The following is a 19,284-nucleotide window of genomic DNA, read 5'->3' as shown; positions in this document are numbered from 1 at the left end:
CCATGCGAGGCCGTCGACACACACAGCCGAGGCGAGGGGACCGATCGTGAGCGGCACCGACGACGGAGATCTCGAGGAGCTGCGCGCCCACCTGCGCGCGTTCCTCGGGAAGGCGGCGTCCGAGGCCCGGCTGCGCCAGCTCCTCGAGACGCCGGCCGGCTCGGACGACGAGCTGTGGCGCCGCGCCACCGCGGAGCTCGGCCTGCAGTCGATGGTCGTCGCCGCGTGCTCGGCCGGCCCCGGCGCCGGCCTGCCGCTGCTCGGCATGGTGTTCGAGGAGCTGGGCCGCGCGCTGGTGTGCGCGCCGTTCTTCGGCACGCTCGGCCTGGCGACCCCCGCGCTCGCCGCGGTGGGCGGCTCGGCCGCCGGTGCGGTGCTGACCCGCATCGCCGACGACGGGCTGCGGGTCGCCCTCGCCTGGACCGGCGCCCGTCCGTCGCAGACCGCGTTGCGCCTTCGCGACGGCCGGCTCACCGGCATTGCGGACGTGGTCGTCGACGGGTCGGAGGCGCAGCTGCTGCTCGTCGCGGCGCGCGACGACAAGGGGGCGGTCGCGCTCTGCGCCGTGCCCGCGAACGGCGACGGCGTCCACATCGAGGCGCTGTCCGCGCTGGACGCCACCCGCCGGCTGAGCGCGATCTCGTTCGACTCGTGCGCCGTGGACGTCGTGACGGACGGAGCAGCGGACGGAGCGGCGGACGGAGCCGCCGGGGGAGCGGCCCGCGGGGTGGCCGGCGAGCTCGACACCGCGTTGCACATCGCGACCGTCCTGCTCGCCGCAGAACAGCTCGGCGGCGCGTCGCGGGTGCTGGCCGACGCCGTGGACTACGCGCGCGAGCGGGTGCAGTTCGGCCGGCGCATCGGCAGCTTTCAGGCCGTCAAGCACCGGTGCGCGGACATGCTCGTCGACCTCGAGCTCGCGCGGTCGCTCGTGCGCAACGCCCTGTCCGCGATCGAGGACGATCCCTCCCGCGCGCCGCTCGAGGCCGCGTTGACGGCCGGCTTCGTCGGCGACGTCGCGCTCGCGGCCGCTACGGCGAACATCCAAATCCACGGCGGCGTCGGGTTCACCTGGGAGCACAGCGCGCACCTCTACCTCAAGCGGGCGAAGTCCTCGCAGCTGTTGCTGGGCCGGCCGATCGAGCACCGCCGGCGGGCCGCCGAGCTGCTCGGCATCGCCGGCGGCGGCCGATGACCGCCGTGTCGACAGAGACCGCCGCCGTCGCGGCGGCGCGCGAGCTGCTTGCGCGGCATCCGGTCGCCACCACCCCGGACGCCGAGCTGCGCGGCCTGCGCTTCGACGCCGGGCTCGCGTTCGTCCACTTCGACGAAGGCCGCGGCGGGCGCAACCTGTCGCCGGCGGCCCAGCCCGTCGTCGAGCAGGTTTTCGCCGACGCGGGCTGCCCGGACTGGACCGCGCGCAACGTCATCGGCCTCGGCATGGCTGCGCCGACCGTCCACGCGTACGGCAGCGAGCCGCAGAAAGACCTGCTGCTGCGCCCGCTGTTCACCGGCGCGGACATCTGGTGCCAGCTGTTCTCCGAGCCCGGCGCCGGGTCCGACCTCGCCGGCCTGTCCACCCGCGCCGTGCGCGTCGAGGGCGGCTGGGCGGTGACCGGCCAGAAGGTGTGGACGACGCTGGCGCACGTCGCCCGCTGGGGTCTGCTGCTCGCCCGCACCGACCCCGACCAGCCGAAGCACCGCGGCCTCACCTACTTCGTCCTCGACATGGGCTCGCCGGGAGTCGAGGTGCGCCCGTTGCGCCAGCTCACCGGCGAGGCCGAGTTCAACGAGGTCTACCTCGACGACGTGTTCGTGCCCGACGACGCCATCCTCGGCGAGCTCGGCGCGGGCTGGCGGGTCGCGACCACGACCTTGATGAACGAGCGCGTGTCGCTGGGCGGCCGCGCCGCCGAGCGCGGCGCCGGGCCGATCGGGCAGGCGGTGGCGGCCTACCGCGCGGCCGCCGACGCCGGCCGGCTGGATCCGGGCGACCTCGACCGGCTGATGCGGCTCTGGACGCGATCCGAGGCGGCCCGCCTCACCAATCAGCGCGCGGTGCAGGCGGCGCGGCGGGGAACACCGGGACCCGAGGGGTCGATCGCCAAGGTGCAGATGGCGGAGCTGAACAAGGCCGTGTACGACCTGACGACGGAGTTCCTCGGCCCGGCCGCGCTGCTGTTCGACGGCTACGCCGAGACGCGCCCGGAGCACGCCGCGGTGCACGGCGGCAGCGGCGACCTGCGCTATGACTATCTGCGCTCGCTCGCGAACTCGATCGAGGGCGGCACCTCGGAGATCCTGCGCAACGTGCTCGGCGAGCGGGTGTTGGGGTTGCCGCCGGAGCCGCGCGTGGACAAGGACGTGCCCTGGGCGAAGGCGCCCAAGTCGTGACGGCGGCGGCTCAACGGGTGCTGCTCGTGGGCGCCAGCGGCCGCCTCGGCCGGCACGTGCTGGCCGAGCTGCTCCGGCGCGGCCACGACGTCTTGTCCTTCGTCCGCGACCCCGCGGCGATCCGTGCCGAGCACCCCGCGGCCGCGGTCGTCGCCGGCGATGCGTTCGCCGTCGAGGCGGTCGTCGCGGCGCTGCTCGGCCGCACCGTGCTCGTCAGCTCGGTCGCGCTGCGCGACGAGCAGCAGCGCGACCGCTCGCCGGTCGCGCTGACCCGCGCGCTGGCCGCGGCCGCGGAGCAGGCCGGGGTGCGCTGGATCAGCCTCGGTGGCGCCGGCAGCCTGCTGCTCGACGACGGGACCGACTTCGTCGACAGCCCGGACTTTCCCGCTGTGGCCGCCGCGGAGTCCCGGGGCTTCCGCGCGGCGTTGCACGAACTGCGCGATCACGCGCCGGCCGAGCTGGCGTGGACCGTGGTGTCGCCGCCAGCGGTGATCGTGCCGGACGGCCCACGCACCGGCCGGTACCGGGTCGCGGACGATCTGTTGGTCGTCGACGGCGAGGGCCGGTCGACGATCTCGGCCGCGGATCTCGCCGTGGCCGTCGCCGACGAGGTCGAGTCCGCCGCGCATCTGCGCCGCCGGTTCGCGGTCGGCTACTGACCTCCCTGCGCCGGCCGTCCAGGCCGCAGTCCCCGAGTGAGTTCAGGCGTCAGCGCGAGGCGAGGAAGTCGACGATCTGCGCGGTGAACGCGTCGTTGTCATCGCCGGCGACCATGTGCCTGGCGTCGCCGATCTCGGCCACCACCGCGTGTGGCATCAGCTCGCGCAGCTCGCGCACGCCCGCCGCGCTCACGACGTCGCTGCGCCCGCCGTGCACGAGCAGCGTCGGCGCCCGCACCTGCCGCGCGTGCGCGACGAGCATCCGATGCCGCGCCTCGTCGTTGTCGGGCAGCTGCTCGAGCAGCCGCGGGTCCCAGTGCCAGTGCCAACGACCGTCCGCCTGCCGCCGCAGGTTGTGCGCCAACCCCTGCGTGGTGCGCGGCCGGGGCCGGCCGGGCAAGTAGGACGCCACCGCGTCCGCGGCCTCGTCCATCGAGGCGAAGCCGTCCGGCGCCGACTGCATGAAGCCGCGGATGCGCTCCAGGCCCTTCTCCTCCAGACGCGGCGTGACGTCGACCAACACGAGGGCTGACGCGAGAGCGAGGCCGCCGTCCGGCTCGCCGCCCAGCAGCATGAGAGCGGCGATCCCGCCCATCGACGCGCCGACGAGCGCGGGCCGCTGGTCGAGCTGGTCGAGCACGGCGCGCAGGTCGCGGACGTTGTTGTCTACCCCGTAGCGGCCGTCGGCGGCCCAGTCGCTGTCCCCGTGCCCGCGCAGGTCGACCGACACCGCGGTGTGGCCGGCGGCCGCCAGCTCGGCCGCCGTGCGCCGCCACGATCGCCGGGTCTGGCCGCCGCCGTGCAGCAGCACGACCGGTGGGCCGTGCCCGACCGCGTCGGCGACCAGCGTGCCGCCGTCGGCGCCGGCGAACCGCAGCTGGCGAGCGGCCGCGAGTTCGCTCACCCGCCGTCCAGGTCGCCGGCGACCAATCGGCTGCGCAGGTCTGCCTTGGCGACCTTGCCGGTCGCGTTGCGCGGCAGCTCGGCGACCTGCACGACCCGCCGCGGGAGTTTGTAGCGCGCGAGCCGCCCCTCGCAGAACGCCGTGACCTCCGCCAGCCCGACGGCGGCGCCGGGGCGGGCGACGACGACCGCCACGCCGGTCTCGCCCCACTTGTCGTCCGGAACGCCGACGACCGTGACCTCCGCGATGGCCGGGTGCTCGAGCAGCATCCGCTCGACCTCGGCGGGGAAGACGTTCTCCCCGCCGGACTTGTACATGTCCTTCAGCCGGTCCACCAGGTAGAGGAAGCCGTCCTCGTCGGCGCGCGCGGCGTCGCCCGTGCGGAACCAGCCGTCTGCGAACGCCGCTTCGGTGGCTGCGGGATTGTCGTGGTAGCCGGGTGTGACGCTCGGACCCTGGATCCACACCTCGCCCACTTCGCCGATGGCCGCCTCGCGGCCGTCGGCGCCGACGAGGCGGACCCGGGTCAACGGCACCGGGTACCCGCACGAGCCGGACTTGGCCCGGACGTGTTCGCGCGGCATCGCGGTGATCGCCGGACCCATCTCGGTGCCGCCGTAGTGGACCTGCAACTCCGCGCCGTGCTCGGCCCAGAGCTCGAGCAGCTGCAGCGAGGCGATGCCGCCCGCGACCTGCAGATGCCGGATGTGGTCGAAGCGCGCGGTTGCGAACGCGGGCAGGTCGCTCATCATCTGGTACATCGTCGGCACCGCGCCGAAGTGCGAGTACCCGAGTTCGGCGTCGGCGAGCAGCCGAAGGCAGTGCGCGGGGTCGAAGCGGGTCGTCACCGACACCCGCCCGCCCTTGGCCAGGATCGGGTTCGCCAGCGTGTTCAGGCCGCCGGCGTGGAACAGGGGAAGCGGCAGCAGCAGCCGGTCGCCGGGCCCGCGCACCTGGTCGGTGTCGGCGATGTTGAACAGGTGCCAGGTCAGCGTCTGCGCCGTCACCAGCGCGCCTTTCGGCACCCCGGTGGTGCCCGAGGTGTACAGAATGTGGGTCGGATCGTCGAGCGTGCGCAGCGCCGGGTCGGCGAGGGCCGCCGCCGCGGCGACGCGCTGGTCGTACTCGCCGTCGTAGGCGGCCGTCCAGCCGAGCGCGCGGGCAGCGACATGCTCGGCCAGCGCGACGGCGCGTTCGGCGTGGGGATCGTCGTGCACCACCAGCGCCGGCGTGGAGTCCTTGGCGGTGATCTCGAGCTCGGACTGGCTGAGCCGCCAGTTCAACGGGACCAGCACCGCGCGGACGCGCATCGCGGCGAATTGCAGCACGAAGAAGCGGATGTCGTTGTCGGCGAGCAGCGCGATCCGGTCGCCGGCCTCGACATCGAGGTCGACCAGGGTGCTCGCCGTGCGGGCCACCTCGTCCTCGAGCTGCGCCCAGGTGAGCGCGCGCCCGGTGTCCGCGTCGTCCAGCGCGGGCGCGTGCGGATAGCGACGGCTGTTCGCCGCGACCCAGTCGACGGTTACCCCCACAGACGCTCCTTCGCCAGGTTTGCGAGCCCGATCTCCGGCAATAATCTAACGCCATATGGTTAGTTGGGCAAACACCGTTCGCTACCATCGGTGTTCGGTTCCCCGTGGAAGGCTGCGACATGGCGCGTCCCAAAGTTCCGCTGATCTCCCGGCGCACAGCGGTCGAGGCCGCGCTCGAGATCATCGACGACGAAGGGCTGGACGCGCTCAGCATCCGCCGCCTGGCCGACCGGCTCGGGGTCAACGGCGCGTCGCTCTACCACCACTTCGCGAACAAGGAAGAGATCGTCGTGAAGGCGGCCGAGCTGGCGCTGGCCAAGGTCCGCACGCCCGAGACCACCGACGAGAGCTGGCACGTGTGGCTGCCGCGCAACGCGCACCTGCTGGCCGCGGCCGTGCGCCAGCATCCCGAGCTCGTGCCGGTGATCGTCCGGCGCAGCGAGCTGGGCATGGGCAACCTGATGATGGAGTCCTCCGCGGCCCGGCTTGTCGACGAAGGCGTGCCGATCGGCGCGGTCGTTCCACTGCTGGACGCGTTGGAGACGTTCGCGATCGGCGCGGCCATCCACCAGACCCGCGGCGATGACACGCCGGTCGAAAGCGCCGACGACTCCTCGGTGCTCAGCCGCGCGGTGGCGCAGCAGTCGCTGACCTTCGATGAGATGTACGACGTCGTCAGCGTCGCCATCGTCGAGTCCGTCGCCGCGGCGGTCGCCGCGAAGAAGCCACGTCGCGCGGCGAAACCGCGTGCCGCGAGCGGCGGGAGCGCGGCGGCGAGCGGCCGGAGCGCGGCGGCGAAGGCCCAGCCGCGTGCGGCGGCGAGAGCGGCCAAGCCGGCCAAGCCTGCGAAAGCCGCGCCGCGGTCCGCCGGTCGCGCCAAGGTCGCACGCTCGGCCTGAGCGTCATGACGAGCTGTCGTGCGTGACACGACACAGCGCGTGGCGGTCGACTAACCAAACACTGTTCGCTAAAGTTCGCGGATGTGTCCACATCCACGCCGACCGCCAGCCTGGCGGGTCTGCGCGTCCTCGAGCTAGGGCACATCATCGGCGGCCCGTTCTGCGGGCACCTGTTCGCCGACCATGGCGCCGAGGTGATCAAGGTCGAGCCGCCGGCCGGCGACCCGATGCGCGAGTGGGGCGGGCTGTACAAAGGCGTCGGCCTCTACTGGTCGATCATCGGGCGCGGCAAGAAGTCGGTCACCCTCGACCTGCGGACCGCCGCGGGCCAGCGGGCCGCGCTCGAGTTGGCCCGCACCGCCGACGTCGTCGTCGAGAACTTCCGGCCGGGCACCCTCGAGCGGTGGAACCTCGGCTGGGCCCGGCTGTCGGCGGTCAACCCCGGCCTGATTCTCGTGCGGATCACCGGCTTCGGCCAGGACGGCCCCTACCGCGACCGCGCCGGCTTCGGCTCGGTGGCCGAGGCGATGAGCGGGTTTCGCCAGCTGTCCGGCGAACCAGGGCGCCCCCCGGTGCGGGTCGGGGTGTCGCTGGGCGACGCGCTCGCCGGGACGCAGGGGTTCGTCGGAGCGCTGCTCGCGCTGTATCGACGAGACCGGCCCGGTGGCACGGGGCGCGGCCAGGTCGTCGATGTGGCGCTCTACGAGGCGATGTGGATGTACATGGAGTCGACGGTCGCCGAGTACGTGAAGCTGGGCACCGTCCGGCAGCCGACCGGCTCGACGTTGCCGGGTGTCGCGCCGTCCAACGTGTATCCGACCGCGGACGGCGACTGGGTCGTCATCGGCGCCAACCAGGACTCGGTCTTCGGTCGGCTCGCCGGCGCCGCGGGCCGGCCCGAGTGGATCGCCCCCGGCGCCGATTACGCGACGCATCTCGGCCGCGGCCGCCACCAGGCGAGGCTGGACGCCGAGATCGCCGAGTGGACCGCCGCCTTCTCCGCGGACGTGCTGCTGGCGCGACTTGCCGACGCCGGCGTGCCGGCCGGGCGCATCTACACCGCCCGCGACATCGTCGACGACCCCCATTACGCCGCCCGCGAGATGGTCGTCGACGTCCCTGAGCCGGCCCTCGACGGCGAGACGCTGCCGATGCCCGGCATCGTGCCCAAGCTCAGCGACAGCCCGGGCGCGCTGCGCCGCGGCGCGCCGCTGCTCGGCGAGCACAATGCCGAACTGCTCGGCGAGCGGGCCGCCGACGACACTGCGGACAGTGCCGGCGCCGGCGCCGGCGACAGCGTCGCCGCCGCGCGAGGCGCCGCCTGACCCGATCGCCGGCGCGTCGCGTCCGGCTCACCCCTCGAGGAGCAGCACATGCCTGACGCCTTCATCGTCGACGCCGTCCGCACCGGCTCGGGCCGCGGCAAACCCGGCGGCGCGCTCAGCGGCGTGCACCCGGTCGACCTGCTCGCGACCGTGCTCGAGAGCCTCGTGCAGCGGACCGGAATCGACCCGGCCGCGATCGACGACGTGATCGCCGGCTGCGTCACCCAGGCCGGCGAGCAGTCGGTCAACATCGCCCGCAACGCCGTGTTCGCCGCGGGGTTCCCCGAGACGGTGCCGGCGACCACCGTCGACCGGCAGTGCGGGTCGAGTCAGCAGGCGGCCGCGTTCGCCGCGCAGGGCGTGCTGGCCGGCTACTACGACGTCGTGATCGCCTGCGGCGTCGAGTCGATGAGCCGCGCGCCGATGTTCTCGGCGATGCAGGGCAAGGACGTCTACGGCGCCAAGCTCGCCGCGCGCTATCCGGACGGCCTCGTCACCCAGGGCATCTCGGCGGAGATCATCTCGGCACGCTGGAAGCTGGACCGCGAGGCGCTCGACACGTTCGCCGCGCAGTCGCACGCGCGCGCCGCAGCCGCCGCGGCGGCCGGCGACTTCGACGCGGAGATCGTGCCCGTGCCGGTCGGCGACACTGAGCACCGCGCGGATGAGACCATTCGGCCCACGACGACGGTGGACGGCCTGGGCCGGCTCGCGCCCGCCTTCGTCGGCGATCCGGCCGGCGACCGGTTCGCCGAGATCGAGTGGTCGATCACCGCCGGGAACTCCTCGCCGCTGACCGACGGCGCGTCCGCGGTGCTGATCATGAGCGAGCGGGCGCTGACCCGGTTCGGGCTCGCGCCCAGGGCCCGCTTCCACTCCTTCGCCGTCACCGGCGACGACCCGGTGCTCATGCTGACCGGCATCATCCCGGCTACCCGCAAGGCGCTCGAGCGCACCGGGCTGTCCATCGACGACATCGCCGCCTACGAGGTCAACGAGGCGTTCGCGCCGGTGCCTCTCGCCTGGCTCAACGACCTCGCCGCCGATCCGGCGCGGCTGAACCCGCGCGGGGGCGCCATCGCGCTCGGCCACGCGCTGGGCGCTTCCGGCGCGCGATTGCTCACCACGCTGCTGGGAGTGCTCGAGGCGACCGGCGGCCGCTACGGACTGCAGACCATGTGCGAGGGCGGCGGCATGGCCAACGCGACGATCATCGAGCGGCTCTAGCGCATGGACGTCAGCGGCTCCGCCGCGGTCGTCGCGGGCGGCGCGTCCGGCCTCGGACTCGCAACCGCCGTCCGGCTGGCCGCGCAGGGCGCCCGGGTCGTTGTGCTGGATCTGCCCGGGCCGGCGGGCGGGCCGCGTTCGCCGCTGCCGGCCGAGCTGGCCTTCAGCGGCGGCGACGTGACCGCCGAGGCGGATGTCCAGCGCGCCGTCGAGGCGGCCGCCTCGCTCGCGCCCCTGCGGGTGGCGGTGAATTGCGCCGGGGTCGGCACACCGCGCAAGGTGCTCGGCAAGCAGGGCGTCCACCCGCTGGACCAGTTCGGCGCCGTCGTCGCCGTCAACCTCGTCGGCACCTTCAACGTGCTTCGGCTGGCAGCCGAGGCGATGCGCGCTAACGAGCCGGTCGACGGCGACCGCGGCGTGATCGTCAACACGGCCTCGGTCGCCGCATACGACGGCCAGGTCGGCCAGGCGGCCTACAGCGCGTCCAAGGCGGGCATTGCCGGGATGACGCTCCCGGTCGCCCGCGAGCTCGCCGACCACCTGATCCGAGTGGTGACGATCGCGCCCGGCGCCTTCGGCACGCCGCTGCTCGCGTCGTTGCCGCAGGCGGCGCAGGACTCGCTGGCCCGACAGATCCCGCACCCGAAACGGCTGGGGGATCCGGCCGAGTTCGCCGCGCTGGTCGCGCACATCGTCGCCAACGGCATGCTCAACGGCGAGGTCATCCGCATCGACGGCGCCATCAGGATGGCGCCGCGCTGACAGCAAGCGGCGGCCAAACGGGTCAGCTCGGTGACGCGCCGGCGGGTCGGCTGCCGGTCAGCCGGCCGACTGCGCTCAGCCGGCGGGCCGACTGCGCTCAGCCGGCGAGCGCCTCGGCGACCTCGCGTGCCAGCCGCTGCGCGACCCGGGGCAGCCAGTACATCGAGCCGTCGGCCTTGATCGGATCGTCGATGCGGCCGTGCTCGAAATGGTCTCGGCTGCGCAGCAGCTGCACGATCAGCCGGACGGTCGCGCGCAACTCGAAGAACCGGACGCTCGGCAGCGGGACGTCGCCGCCGCCCGCGTCGCGGTAGTCGGCCAGAAAGGCCGGCCAGCCGACGGTCGCCTCGGCGGTCGAGCGCAGGTAGCAGAAGTCCTCGGCCGGGTCGCCGACGTGCGCGAGCTCCCAGTCGAGGATCGCGGTGAGCTCGGCGCCGTCGAAGAGCAGGTTGTGGAAGCTGAAGTCGGCGTGCACCAGCACCTGGCGGCCGGCGTCGTCGGGCACGTGCGCGCGCAGCCAGCGGAACGCGGCCTCGACGGTCAGCGAGTCGCCGCGGTTGAGCCGGCGCCATTCGCCGTAGAGGCCGTCGAGTTCGCGGCGCAGCCCGTCGCCATTCGAGCCGGCGCCGCCGCCCATCGCGGCGCGGGCGTCCTCTGCCGGCACGCCGTGCACCGACGCCAGCGCCCGGGCCGTGGCGCGCAGCCGCGCCGGAGTGGACGTCGTGCCGAGGATGCCGCCGCCGGCTGTGCCCGTGCGGCGCTCGAGCAGCAGGAACGGCGCGCCGAGCAGCTCCGGGTCGTCGACCAGCAGGTAGGGCTCCGGCACCCGCACGCCCGCGTGATGCAGCAGCTGCAGCAGCGGGTACTCGTCGGTCACCGTCGTGCCGAGCGAGCTCATCGCGAGATCCCGGCGCAGCACCAGCTCGCGCGGCAGCCCGGTCGCGTCGGCCTCGAGCAGCACGGTCTCCTTCGACCTGCCGCCGAAGACGAGCTGCGCGGCGCGCACTTGCGCGTCAGGGAAACCAGCCCGGCGCAAGGCCTTCTCGATCGTCGGGGCGTCGAGCGCGGCGTTGGTCGCCGCGCCGCTCGAGCCGACGGGCGCGGCTAGCCGAGCGTCGGCGCGACCGATCGCCGCGTCCAGCAGCGCCGCCTCGTCGGCTGCGGCCGCCGCCAGCTCCGGGTCCGACAGCTGCGCCGCTGGCGGATGCGGCCAGGTCACGCCGAGCTCGTCGCGACCCGGCTCGGGGCCGCGGTCGACGGCGAAGCGGACAAGGGTGCGGCGCACCGACTGGTAGCGCTGGGCCTGCCGCTCGTCCGGCGCCGCGGACGCGAAGATCTCGTCCAACGCGCGCAACGCCACGTCGAGATATCGGGTCTGGTGGAAGACCTCGTCGGCCGGCGGCCCGGGGTCAGCGGACATGCGGCACGCCCGTCGCGGAATCGCCCTTGTCGTACACCCACGGCCGCTGGGACAGGCCGTTCTGGTCGGTCGCCCGGACGAGCCCCATGATCGGCGCGGTGCCGGCGCGCGGGTTGGTCGACACCTCGAGGTCGCAGAACCCGCGACGGCCCTGCCACTCGACGTCGCACAGCGCGTCCACGCACCCGGTGTTGTGGTGCTTGGTGAGGAAGCCGTCGATGTGCCGGGCGGCGATCTCGATGGTGTCGCCGTCGTCGAGCGTCATCCGCAGGACTCCGCCGCGGTGGCTGACCGCGTCGATCTCCATGTACACGACGATGTCGACGTCGGTGGCGTAGGAGATCTCGCCCTCGCGGCAGACGATGCCGTACGTGCGCAGCGATCCGTCGGTGCCGTGCCACGCGGTCGCGTTGAAGGTGAGCTCGGGGCCCACGGTGCCGGCGACCCAGCGGTGGCTCAGCATCGTGCTTCGGTCGCGTTTGCCCCAGCTGTGGTCGCGATAGGCCAGGCCGTCCACGTCGATGTGCCGGTCGCCGATGCGCACGGATCCGGTGATCGCCGAGCCGACCTCGAGGTGGCCGGCGGCGAAGTTCTCGGCCACCGAGCCGCCGGCGCGGAACAGGTCGAAGCGCGGCGTGTAATCGGCAGCCCGCAGGCTCATCGAGCAGTCGGGGTCCTCGATCGTCCAGGTGGTGTGCTCGCCGTCGTGCTCGAAGGCGATGTCCGGGCCGGCGGAGAAGCCGCTCGGGCGCCGGTCCTCGACGCGGATCGGATCGAACAGGTAGCGGCGGAAGCGCAGGCCCTCGCGAGTCGTGATGCCGTTCCAGGACGTCACCATGCCCTGGCCGCCCTGCCCGTCGTCGGCGTGCACCTCTTGGCCGATGCGGTGGAAGCCGTACACGCCCTGGTCGACATCGGCCCAGGTGAGGAACACGCTCTCCTGCCACAGCGGATGGTCGTCGGGCTCGTGCGGCACCTCGTCTGAGGCGGGAAAGGTTTGCACGTCGCGTGTCGTCACAGTTTCCTCCGGAGTCTCTGCCACCTAATCAAACGTCGTTAGGTTAGTCAAGGCGAAGAATAGCTTGACGCCTGGGACTACCGCGTTTTGCGAGCGCCAGACGCGAAGTAGCACAGGTGCTATCTTGGCAAGGTGAGCACCGTGGGGTTGCGCGAACTGCGCCAGTGCGCATCTGAGCTGGTGCGACGCGTTGAGGGCGGCGAGGAAATCGAGATCACCGTGTCCGGCCGGTTGGCCGCGCGCCTGGTCCCGGCGTTTCAGAAGCGCTGGCAGAGTTGGAGCGACATCGCCAGCGCATTCACCGGGCGTCCTGATCCCACCTGGGACCACGACCGGGACCTCATCGACGGGTCTGTCGCCGACCCGTGGGCACCGCGGCCGTGAGGGCAATCCTCGATACCAGCGTGCTGATCGCAAACGACGTCCCACCCCTCGAGGGTGAGCTCGCGATCAGCGCGGCCGCGCTGGCCGAGCTGCACTTCGGTGTCCTCGTCACCACCGACGCCACAGTGCGCGCCGAGCGGCTGCGGCGGCTGTCGGAGTTCCAACGGCGATTCATGGCGCTGCCGGTCGACGACGCCGTCGCGACCAGCTACGGACAGCTGGCAGCCGCCGTTGTCACAGCTGGTCGTCAACCGCGCTCGCGCGTCATGGATCTACTGATCGCGGCGACCGCCCACGCCCACGCTGCACGTCTCTATACGCGCAACGCCGCCGATTTCGTCGGCATCGAACACCTCGTCGACATCGTCCAGGTGTAACGCTCAATTTCGCCCTGGGTCAGCCTGTTCCCGGCTGGGCGATGGGTAGGTTGGCGTGCTGCGCGGCGGCGGTAAGTCGTGTGTCGTAGGCGACGAACGCCGTGAGAGCCGATCCCAGTGACAGGGCACTTGCGAGGTGAATGGCGTCCAAGCTGCGCAGAAGATCGCTGCCGACGTCCGCGGCCGACTCGATCAGGTCCGACGCCATGGGGATCAGGTCGAGTTGGGCGACCAGCCGTCGAGCTGCTGGCAGGACCTGCGGGTCAAGGCGCCGCGCTGCCCGGACCACTTCGATCTTCACCAGCTCGCTGCTGACCGAGGGAATTGTCGACCGCTCGGCCACCCAGTGCGCGAGCTGCCCGCTCTCGTGTTCTTCGAACAGAAGCTTGAGCAGTGCGGAAGAATCGAAGTAGTTCACGAGTCTTCGGAGCGCAGTTCATCGAGAACGGCGCTCGTGTTCTCTCGTGGGCGGGTCCGGGTCGGCAAGGCCATTGGACCAGCCGCTGGTTTGAGCCGCCCCTGCGCGATGAGCTGGTCGCGCGCACTTTGGGCTGGATCGGGTGGGACCAGTAACGCGACCAGTCGGCCGCGATCTGTGACCTCAACTGTCTCGCCCGCCCTGACGCGATCCAGGTATCGGCTGGCGTGCTGCCGCAGCTCTCGAACGCCGATTCGTTCCACAAACCAAGAGTAGCACCTTGAATGCTACTTACCGCCGGCGTACGTCGCGGACACACGTCGACATGCTGTCAGCACTGCGATCGCCATGATCAATTGCCTGTGGCGGGGCCCGCCCGCCGGCTCAAGGTGTCATAGCAGAACGCAGAGATCGTCGAGCGGCTCTTGCGGCGCAACCGCGCCGGCGGTCCGACCCTCGCCGGGACGGTGGCCGAGATCCGCACGACGCGCGAAGCCTCGTGATCGTCATTGAGTCATCGGCAGTTGTTGACGCGCTCATTGGCGATCCCGCCAACCCGGAGCTGCTCGGGGTTCCCGTCACTGGTATCAGCGCGACGTGGCCGAGCCGAGCGTTGAGCGGGTTGATGCTCGTCACGACCGCCGAAATGCATCCCGAACTCGCCGAAGTCGACGTCCCACACCTCACCGCGGAACGGTTCAGGTAGCGGCATCAGGGTGACCGTCGGCGCGGGCGTCGCCGGTCGCCGGTCGCCGATCGGCAGCGGCGGCGGGTTGGCACCGTAGTGACCGGCGGTTGCCGGCTGATTCCGCTCTCGCCGCTCAGGTCCCGCGCCGCATGGCGGCCGCGATCAGTTCCCCGATGAGCACCGCGGTGGCCGCGGGGCCGCGGGTCGGCGCGGTGGGCAGGATCGAGGTGTCCGCGACCCGCAGGGCGTCGACGCCGTGCACTCGCCCGTGTTGGTCGACCACCGCGCCGGGGTCCGCGGCGTAGCCGAATGGCGCGGTTCCGCAGGTGTGCGCTGAGGTCCCCAGACGCGCGTGAATCCATGCGTCGAGCGCGGCGTCGTCGCGAACGACCTCGCGGTCGAGGTTCACCACGCCGGCCGAGACCGCCGACCAGGCGCGGGTCTGCAGCAGGTCGGCGGCCAGGCGCACCACCGCGCGCAGAGCCTGGCGCGCAGGCCCGTCGCCGAGGTAGTGATGCTCGACTGCCGGCGGCGTGCTCGCGTCGGCCGAGACGAGCCGGACGACGCCGCGCGGCGCCCGCTGCTGGACGGACACGAGCAGCGGCAGCGGCGCGAGCGGCGGGGCGGCGACGCCGGTGACGACGGTGCTCATCGGCGCGCTCGACTGCAGTATCTCGAGGCTGCCGCCGGGCAGCTCGTCGAGGTTGACCGCGCCCGCCAGCCACTGGCCGGGTGGCGGCGCCTGCGGCGCTTTGGGCAACCACTCGAGGACGACCTGCGGGTGGTCGTCGAAGCGGGCGCCGACGCCCGGCGCGTCGAGGACGACCGGCACGTCGACGCGCGTGAGGTCCGCGGCGGGCCCGACGCCGGACAGCAGCAGCAGGTGGGCCGAGCCGATCGCGCCGGCGCAGAGCACAATCTCGGCGCCCCGCCACACGGTGACCCGGCCGCCGGTCGCGACCTCGACGCCGACGGCTCGGCCGCGCTCGACGACGACTCGTCGGGCTGCGCTGTCCGCGAGCACGTCGAGGTTGGGCCGGGCGAGCGCGGGAAGCAGGTAGGCCAGCCCGGTGTTCCAGCGCACCCCGTCGAGCGCGTTGACCGGCACCGGGCCGAAGCCGGGCCGTGCGGCGTCGCCGTTCTTGTCCGGCTCGGTCGGGATGCCCAGCTCGTCGGCGGCGGCCGCGAAGGCCGCCGCCGACGGGCTGTCGAGCGTGGGTCGGCGCACCGGAATCGGGCCGGCGTCGCCGTGCAGCGCGGTCCGGCCGTAGTCGAGGTCGTGCTCGAGCGCGCACAGCAGCGGGAGCACGCTGTCGTGGCTCCACGCGTCGCGGCCGTCGGCGGACCAGGCGGCGAAGTCGGCGCGGGTCGCGCGCACGAAGTAGCCGCCGTTGACCGTCGACGACCCGCCGAGGACCCGGCCTCTGGTGATGACGTGCGGATGGCGGTCTGTCAGGTGCGCCGGATACGACCAGGTGTACCCGCTGTTCGACGCCGCGGCGCGCACTCCGCTGGCGTCGAGCAGCTCCGGCGCGAACCCGGCGGACGAAGCAGGCGCCGGTCCCGCCTCGACGAGCAGCACCCGGCGGTCCGCATCCTCGCTCAGCCGCGCGGCGAGCGCGCAGCCTGCCGTGCCCGCGCCGACGACGATCACGTCGAAGCCGTCGGTCGCGGCCGCGAGCCCGGCCCGCGACCCGGAGGCCCGCGACCCGGCGGCCGAGTCAGGGGCGGCGTTCGCAGTCGTGGCGCCCCGCTCCCTTTTCCAGCCGGCACTTGGTGCCGATGTCAGTCGGCGTCTCAGGGCGAGCGTAGGTCAGCGTCGCGCCGCGATCAGTGTGCGTCGGCCCGCCAACCAGCGTGCGTCGGCCCGCGGGCCACGAGAATTGACGTCAGCGCCGGTCGGAGCCGCCGCTCGTGCTGCCGCCTCGATCTTCGCGACGTGAAGCTCGCGGGCAGCGATGTCGATCTGCTCGTGCTGCCCGGCCACGACACCGGTGTGTCCGCCGAGCTGTTCGCGCAGGATGTCCGCATGTCCGGCGTGCCGGGTGGGATCGTGGCGTCTGCATGCTCCCAGGCGCGACGGTAGAAGCTGACGATCTGCTCGCGGCTCTCGTCTTCGATCACCCACAGATCGCTGCCGTCGGAGTCTTGCCACCGTGGGAGGCTCGGGGAACGGCCGGTTGAAGATCTCGCCGAGGTACCTGGCTTCCCAGGTTGCCATGTGCTTGACCAGGCCCAGGAGGTGAGCAAGTCTTTGCTGTCTTGGGCATGTGGTCACCGCGGATCAACGCTGGCCCCGTCGGGCGATCGAGGACGACGAGTTCGAGTAGGTTCGCGCGATCCTTGAGCGTCGTCGCGGCGATATGATGATCGTATGAAGCGCGTCACGGTGAGTCTTCCGGACGACCTGGTCGACAGGATCAAGCAGGCTGCGGGCGGCGAGGGACAAGTCAGCTCGTATGTGGCTACGGCACTCGCCGACTACGAGGAGCGAGAGAGCCTGGATGAAATTCTGGCAGCCTGGCGGGCTGAAACCCCCGTTCCTGCGGAGATGAGCCGACGGGTCTCGGCCGAATTGGACGAGGCTGGTCTTGGCACCGACCCAGGGCGAGGTACCCGGATGCTCGGGTGAGCGCCGCTTCGACCACGGGACTCACGCTCGACGCCGGCGCGCTGCTGGCACTGGATCAGCCCAGCAAGGCGATCGTGATGGTCGCCCGGCTGGACGAGGTGCGGCGGCGCGGCGGGACAATCTGCATTCCCATCGGCGTCATCGCGCAGGCGTGGCGCGGCCCGCGGCAAGTCCGCCTCGCGCGCTTGGTCAAGTCATCCGACGTCGACATCGCGATCATGACGCTGAACGTGGCACGCACCGTGGGATCGATGTGTGCGGCCAGCGGACATGACGACATAGTGGATGTGCACGTCGCGATGTGCGCCCGGGAGCGCCGTCACGCCGTGGTCACCAGCGATCCCGACGACATCGCACGCATCGATTCCAGCCTGCAGCTGATTCGTTCCTAGGTCGGCCTTCCCGCACCTTGTGGTCGAAATCAGAGATCAACATCGACCCTCGTCGCGACCGGCAGGGCGACCAGCAGTGTTCGGGTGGTCCGCGCGACACGGCGGTCGCGGCCCTTGCGCAGCACGAGCGCTGTCAGGAGTTGGCGCCGCCGATGCCGATGAGGAGGCAGAGGACGTATGCGGCGATGGCCAACCCGCGCTCGGCCAGTCGCTCGGTGAGTCGTAAGGGTCTAGGCGAAGCTCCCTTGGGCAAGCAGTCGGCCTGCTTCAACGACGGCGGGGGCGATGTGTTCCGAAGCGGCTCTACCATGGCCGCACATCAGCCGGTATCCGTCCCGAATCGAGCGTCATGACCGACCAGCAGCAGACACTGACCGCGGTGCAGGTGCGCGAGGCCGGCATCGACGAGTGGCGACAGATCCTCGGCCGGATCAAGGCCCGGTTCCACACCGGTGACTTCGCCACCGGGTTGGCGTTGGTGAACAAGATCGGCGCCGCCGCTGAGGTCGCCAACCACCATCCCGACGTCACGCTCACCTACACCGACGTGATCGTGACGCTGTCGAGCCACGACGTGCACGGCATCACGAGTCGGGACGTCGAACTCGCACAACAGATCAGCGGCCACGCCGCGGAACTCGGGGTCGAGGCCGACGTCGCGGGCCTGACCCAGCTGGAACTCGGACTCGACACCGCCGTGGGCGAACATCTGGCGCCGTTCTACGCGGCCCTGTTCGGCGCAGAAGTCGTCCGCGGTGAACCCGTCGACGCCAGTGGGCAAGTGCCGACCGTCTGGTGGCAGAACCCGCAGGAGACCGACGAGGATGTGGCGCTTCCCGAGCAGCAGTTCGAGCAGCGCTGGCACTTCGACGTGTGGGTGCCGCACGACGATGCCGAGCGGCGGCTGCAGGCGGTGCTCGACGCCGGGGGACGGCTGGTCAGCGACGCGACGGCGCCGTCGTACTGGGTGGTCGAGGACGCCGACGGCAACCGCTCCTGCATCTGCACACCCGCCGGGCGGTGAGCCAGGGCGGGCGGACGGGCCCGTTCAGCGCAGCAGGGGACGCACGCCCTCGGCGAAGGCGTACGCCTCTTCGAGGTGCGGGTAGCCGGAGAGGATGAATTCCTCGATGCCGACGGCCTGGTAGTCGGCGATCCGCTCGGCGACCTGGTCATGGCTGCCGACCAGCGCGGTGCCGGCGCCACCGCGCACGAGCCCGATGCCCGCCCACAGGTTCGGGGCGACGACCAACCCGTCGCGAGATCCGCCGTGCAGCGTGTTCATCCGCTGCTGGCCGACCGACTCCAGCGCGCGCAGGCGACGCTGGCCGGCGGCGATGGCCGCGTCGTCGAGGCCGGCAATGAGCCGCTCGGCGTCGGCCCATGCCCGCGCCTCGGTGTCGCGGCTGAGCACGTGCACTCGCAGCCCGAAGCGCATGCGCCGACCCTCGGCGGCGGCGAGCTCGTTCACCCGTTCGATCTTGTCCGCGACCATCGCCGGCGGCTCACCCCACGTCAGATAGCAGTCGGCCTGCCGCGCGGCGACCGGCAGCGCCGCGTCGGACGAGCCGCCCAGGTAGACCTCGGGCGTCGGCGCGGGCGGTTGGCGCAGTTGCGCGCCCTCGAGGTCGTAGAACGTGCCGTGGTGATCGAATTGCTGGCCGGTCCAGGACTGCCGGACGACCTGCAGGAACTCCTCGGCGCGGGCGTAGCGGACGTCGTGATCGGCGCGGTCGCCGTAGCCGCGCTGTTCGGCGCCGCTGCTGCCGGTGACGACGTTGAGCAGCAATCGACCCTCCGACAGCTGCTGGAAGGTCGCCGCCATGTGCGCGGCGAGCGCCGGCGCGACCAGCCCTGGCCGGAAGGCGACTAGAAACTTGAGCCGCTTCGTCGCCGCGATCAGGGCTGCGGTCACGATCCAGGCGTCTGCGCAATGCGCTCCGGTCGGGGTGAGCACCGCGTCGTAGCCGAGCGAGTCGGCGGCCTGAGCCAGCTGCGTCAGGTAGGCCAGCGACGCGGGTCGGGCCGCGGCGGTGCCGCCTGTCCCGGCTGTCCCGGCGGTGCTGCCTGTCCCGGACGTGCTGCCTGTCCCGGACGTGCCGCCTGCGCCGGCTGGGCCGCCGCCGATGCCCAACCCGTGCACTCCCGAGGCCAGGCTTCGACCGTCACCACCGGTCGGCAGGAACCAGTGGAACCGTGGCCGGCCCGCTGCGATCACGCCCCACCGATCCTTTCGCCGTCAATCTCTTCGCG

21 protein-coding genes and 1 pseudogene are annotated in these 19,284 nt (G+C 72.2%); 13 read left to right on the top strand and 9 right to left on the bottom strand.

The features are described from left to right. Positions 1 to 46: 46 nt before the first annotated feature. The 3 genes from ACFFBG_RS05620 to ACFFBG_RS05610 are packed head-to-tail and all read left to right on the top strand — an operon-like array spanning position 47 to position 3,053. The gene (locus ACFFBG_RS05620) at positions 47 to 1,195 is read left to right on the top strand and encodes an acyl-CoA dehydrogenase family protein (protein WP_375476512.1); all 1,149 of its coding nucleotides are present in this window, start codon (positions 47 to 49) and stop codon (positions 1,193 to 1,195) included. Next, complete coding sequence (locus ACFFBG_RS05615; protein WP_375476510.1) at positions 1,192 to 2,394, top strand: acyl-CoA dehydrogenase family protein; 1,203 nt, start codon at positions 1,192 to 1,194, stop codon at positions 2,392 to 2,394. Before ACFFBG_RS05620 ends, ACFFBG_RS05615 begins: the two co-directional genes overlap by 4 nt. Beyond that, positions 2,391 to 3,053 (top strand): NAD(P)-dependent oxidoreductase, encoded by a 663-nt coding sequence (locus ACFFBG_RS05610; RefSeq protein ID WP_375476508.1) that lies wholly within the window; start codon positions 2,391 to 2,393, stop codon positions 3,051 to 3,053. Before ACFFBG_RS05615 ends, ACFFBG_RS05610 begins: the two co-directional genes overlap by 4 nt. A gap of 49 nt (positions 3,054 to 3,102) precedes the next feature. Here ACFFBG_RS05610 and ACFFBG_RS05605 read toward each other — a convergent pair whose 3' ends face one another. Continuing rightward, the gene (locus tag ACFFBG_RS05605; protein WP_375476506.1) at positions 3,103 to 3,957 is read right to left on the bottom strand and encodes an alpha/beta fold hydrolase; all 855 of its coding nucleotides are present in this window, start codon (positions 3,955 to 3,957) and stop codon (positions 3,103 to 3,105) included. Beyond that, the gene (locus tag ACFFBG_RS05600) at positions 3,954 to 5,489 is read right to left on the bottom strand and encodes an AMP-binding protein (RefSeq protein WP_375476504.1); all 1,536 of its coding nucleotides are present in this window, start codon (positions 5,487 to 5,489) and stop codon (positions 3,954 to 3,956) included. The genes ACFFBG_RS05605 and ACFFBG_RS05600 overlap by 4 nt, the downstream gene beginning before the upstream one ends. A gap of 119 nt (positions 5,490 to 5,608) precedes the next feature. On the opposite strand from ACFFBG_RS05600, the gene ACFFBG_RS05595 reads away from it, so the two are divergent. From ACFFBG_RS05595 to ACFFBG_RS05580, 4 genes are all read left to right on the top strand, one after another. Beyond that, positions 5,609 to 6,388, top strand: coding sequence for a TetR/AcrR family transcriptional regulator (locus tag ACFFBG_RS05595; RefSeq protein WP_375476502.1), 780 nt, complete (start codon positions 5,609 to 5,611; stop codon positions 6,386 to 6,388). Positions 6,389 to 6,471: 83 nt separating this feature from the next. Beyond that, positions 6,472 to 7,713, top strand: coding sequence for a CaiB/BaiF CoA transferase family protein (locus tag ACFFBG_RS05590; RefSeq protein WP_375476500.1), 1,242 nt, complete (start codon positions 6,472 to 6,474; stop codon positions 7,711 to 7,713). Positions 7,714 to 7,761: 48 nt separating this feature from the next. Beyond that, the gene (locus ACFFBG_RS05585; RefSeq protein WP_375476498.1) at positions 7,762 to 8,940 is read left to right on the top strand and encodes a thiolase family protein; all 1,179 of its coding nucleotides are present in this window, start codon (positions 7,762 to 7,764) and stop codon (positions 8,938 to 8,940) included. A 3-nt stretch (positions 8,941 to 8,943) separates the two neighbouring features. Continuing rightward, on the top strand, positions 8,944 to 9,702 hold the full coding sequence (locus ACFFBG_RS05580; protein WP_375476496.1) for an SDR family NAD(P)-dependent oxidoreductase: 759 nt from the start codon (positions 8,944 to 8,946) through the stop codon (positions 9,700 to 9,702). Positions 9,703 to 9,799: 97 nt separating this feature from the next. Here the strand turns inward: ACFFBG_RS05580 and ACFFBG_RS05575 are convergent, their stop codons facing one another. Further along, positions 9,800 to 11,122 carry a phosphotransferase family protein gene (locus tag ACFFBG_RS05575; RefSeq protein WP_375476494.1) on the bottom strand — a complete coding sequence of 441 codons (1,323 nt, stop codon included), beginning with the start codon at positions 11,120 to 11,122 and terminating at the stop codon, positions 9,800 to 9,802. Then, positions 11,112 to 12,140, bottom strand: a complete 1,029-nt coding sequence (locus ACFFBG_RS05570) for a hypothetical protein (protein ID WP_375476492.1) — start codon at positions 12,138 to 12,140, stop codon at positions 11,112 to 11,114. The genes ACFFBG_RS05575 and ACFFBG_RS05570 overlap by 11 nt, the downstream gene beginning before the upstream one ends. 132 nt (positions 12,141 to 12,272) lie before the next feature. On the opposite strand from ACFFBG_RS05570, the gene ACFFBG_RS05565 reads away from it, so the two are divergent. Next, the gene (locus ACFFBG_RS05565) at positions 12,273 to 12,524 is read left to right on the top strand and encodes a type II toxin-antitoxin system prevent-host-death family antitoxin (RefSeq protein WP_375476490.1); all 252 of its coding nucleotides are present in this window, start codon (positions 12,273 to 12,275) and stop codon (positions 12,522 to 12,524) included. After that, positions 12,521 to 12,901, top strand: a complete 381-nt coding sequence (locus ACFFBG_RS05560) for a PIN domain-containing protein (protein ID WP_375476488.1) — start codon at positions 12,521 to 12,523, stop codon at positions 12,899 to 12,901. The genes ACFFBG_RS05565 and ACFFBG_RS05560 overlap by 4 nt, the downstream gene beginning before the upstream one ends. A 19-nt stretch (positions 12,902 to 12,920) precedes the next feature. On the opposite strand, the gene ACFFBG_RS05555 is transcribed toward ACFFBG_RS05560, so the two are convergent. Continuing rightward, positions 12,921 to 13,319 carry a type II toxin-antitoxin system VapC family toxin gene (locus ACFFBG_RS05555; protein ID WP_375476486.1) on the bottom strand — a complete coding sequence of 133 codons (399 nt, stop codon included), beginning with the start codon at positions 13,317 to 13,319 and terminating at the stop codon, positions 12,921 to 12,923. Continuing rightward, the gene (locus ACFFBG_RS05550; RefSeq protein WP_375476484.1) at positions 13,316 to 13,582 is read right to left on the bottom strand and encodes a type II toxin-antitoxin system Phd/YefM family antitoxin; all 267 of its coding nucleotides are present in this window, start codon (positions 13,580 to 13,582) and stop codon (positions 13,316 to 13,318) included. Before ACFFBG_RS05550 ends, ACFFBG_RS05555 begins: the two co-directional genes overlap by 4 nt. A gap of 236 nt (positions 13,583 to 13,818) precedes the next feature. Here ACFFBG_RS05550 and ACFFBG_RS05545 point away from each other — a divergent pair, with 236 nt between their 5' ends. After that, the gene (locus ACFFBG_RS05545) at positions 13,819 to 14,025 is read left to right on the top strand and encodes a hypothetical protein (protein WP_375476482.1); all 207 of its coding nucleotides are present in this window, start codon (positions 13,819 to 13,821) and stop codon (positions 14,023 to 14,025) included. Between the two features lie 115 nt (positions 14,026 to 14,140). On the opposite strand, the gene mftG is transcribed toward ACFFBG_RS05545, so the two are convergent. Together mftG and ACFFBG_RS05535 are read right to left on the bottom strand one after the other, a co-directional pair. Further along, positions 14,141 to 15,661, bottom strand: coding sequence for a mycofactocin system GMC family oxidoreductase MftG (mftG, locus tag ACFFBG_RS05540; RefSeq protein WP_375476480.1), 1,521 nt, complete (start codon positions 15,659 to 15,661; stop codon positions 14,141 to 14,143). 159 nt (positions 15,662 to 15,820) lie between these two features. Further along, positions 15,821 to 16,252, bottom strand: a pseudogene (locus tag ACFFBG_RS05535) (DUF664 domain-containing protein); the annotation flags it as partial. A 129-nt stretch (positions 16,253 to 16,381) separates the two neighbouring features. Here ACFFBG_RS05535 and ACFFBG_RS05530 point away from each other — a divergent pair. From ACFFBG_RS05530 to ACFFBG_RS05520, 3 genes are all read left to right on the top strand, one after another. Next, the gene (locus tag ACFFBG_RS05530) at positions 16,382 to 16,639 is read left to right on the top strand and encodes a CopG family transcriptional regulator (protein ID WP_375476478.1); all 258 of its coding nucleotides are present in this window, start codon (positions 16,382 to 16,384) and stop codon (positions 16,637 to 16,639) included. Beyond that, positions 16,636 to 17,031, top strand: coding sequence for a PIN domain nuclease (locus ACFFBG_RS05525; RefSeq protein ID WP_375476477.1), 396 nt, complete (start codon positions 16,636 to 16,638; stop codon positions 17,029 to 17,031). The genes ACFFBG_RS05530 and ACFFBG_RS05525 overlap by 4 nt, the downstream gene beginning before the upstream one ends. A 349-nt stretch (positions 17,032 to 17,380) precedes the next feature. Next, complete coding sequence (locus ACFFBG_RS05520) at positions 17,381 to 18,055, top strand: 4a-hydroxytetrahydrobiopterin dehydratase (protein WP_375476475.1); 675 nt, start codon at positions 17,381 to 17,383, stop codon at positions 18,053 to 18,055. Positions 18,056 to 18,079: 24 nt separating this feature from the next. Here ACFFBG_RS05520 and ACFFBG_RS05515 read toward each other — a convergent pair whose 3' ends face one another. Continuing rightward, positions 18,080 to 19,249 carry an LLM class flavin-dependent oxidoreductase gene (locus ACFFBG_RS05515; protein WP_375476473.1) on the bottom strand — a complete coding sequence of 390 codons (1,170 nt, stop codon included), beginning with the start codon at positions 19,247 to 19,249 and terminating at the stop codon, positions 18,080 to 18,082. Between the last annotated feature and the right edge of the window lie 35 nt (positions 19,250 to 19,284).

The sequence above is a fragment of the uncultured Jatrophihabitans sp. genome, from assembly GCF_964251945.1.
GTDB lineage: Bacteria > Actinomycetota > Actinomycetes > Mycobacteriales > Jatrophihabitantaceae > Jatrophihabitans.
The sequence above is the reverse complement of the archived record's forward strand: the minus strand, read 5'-3'. Positions and strand labels throughout refer to the sequence as shown.

Coding starts and splice junctions, on each gene's coding strand:
- ACFFBG_RS05575 (WP_375476494.1), bottom strand. CDS start 11,122: ATGTCCGCTGACCCCGGGCCGCCGGCCGACGAGGTCTTCCACCAGACC.
- ACFFBG_RS05595 (WP_375476502.1), top strand. CDS start 5,609: ATGGCGCGTCCCAAAGTTCCGCTGATCTCCCGGCGCACAGCGGTCGAG.
- ACFFBG_RS05585 (WP_375476498.1), top strand. CDS start 7,762: ATGCCTGACGCCTTCATCGTCGACGCCGTCCGCACCGGCTCGGGCCGC.
- ACFFBG_RS05520 (WP_375476475.1), top strand. CDS start 17,381: ATGACCGACCAGCAGCAGACACTGACCGCGGTGCAGGTGCGCGAGGCC.
- ACFFBG_RS05530 (WP_375476478.1), top strand. CDS start 16,382: ATGAAGCGCGTCACGGTGAGTCTTCCGGACGACCTGGTCGACAGGATC.
- ACFFBG_RS05580 (WP_375476496.1), top strand. CDS start 8,944: ATGGACGTCAGCGGCTCCGCCGCGGTCGTCGCGGGCGGCGCGTCCGGC.
- ACFFBG_RS05615 (WP_375476510.1), top strand. CDS start 1,192: ATGACCGCCGTGTCGACAGAGACCGCCGCCGTCGCGGCGGCGCGCGAG.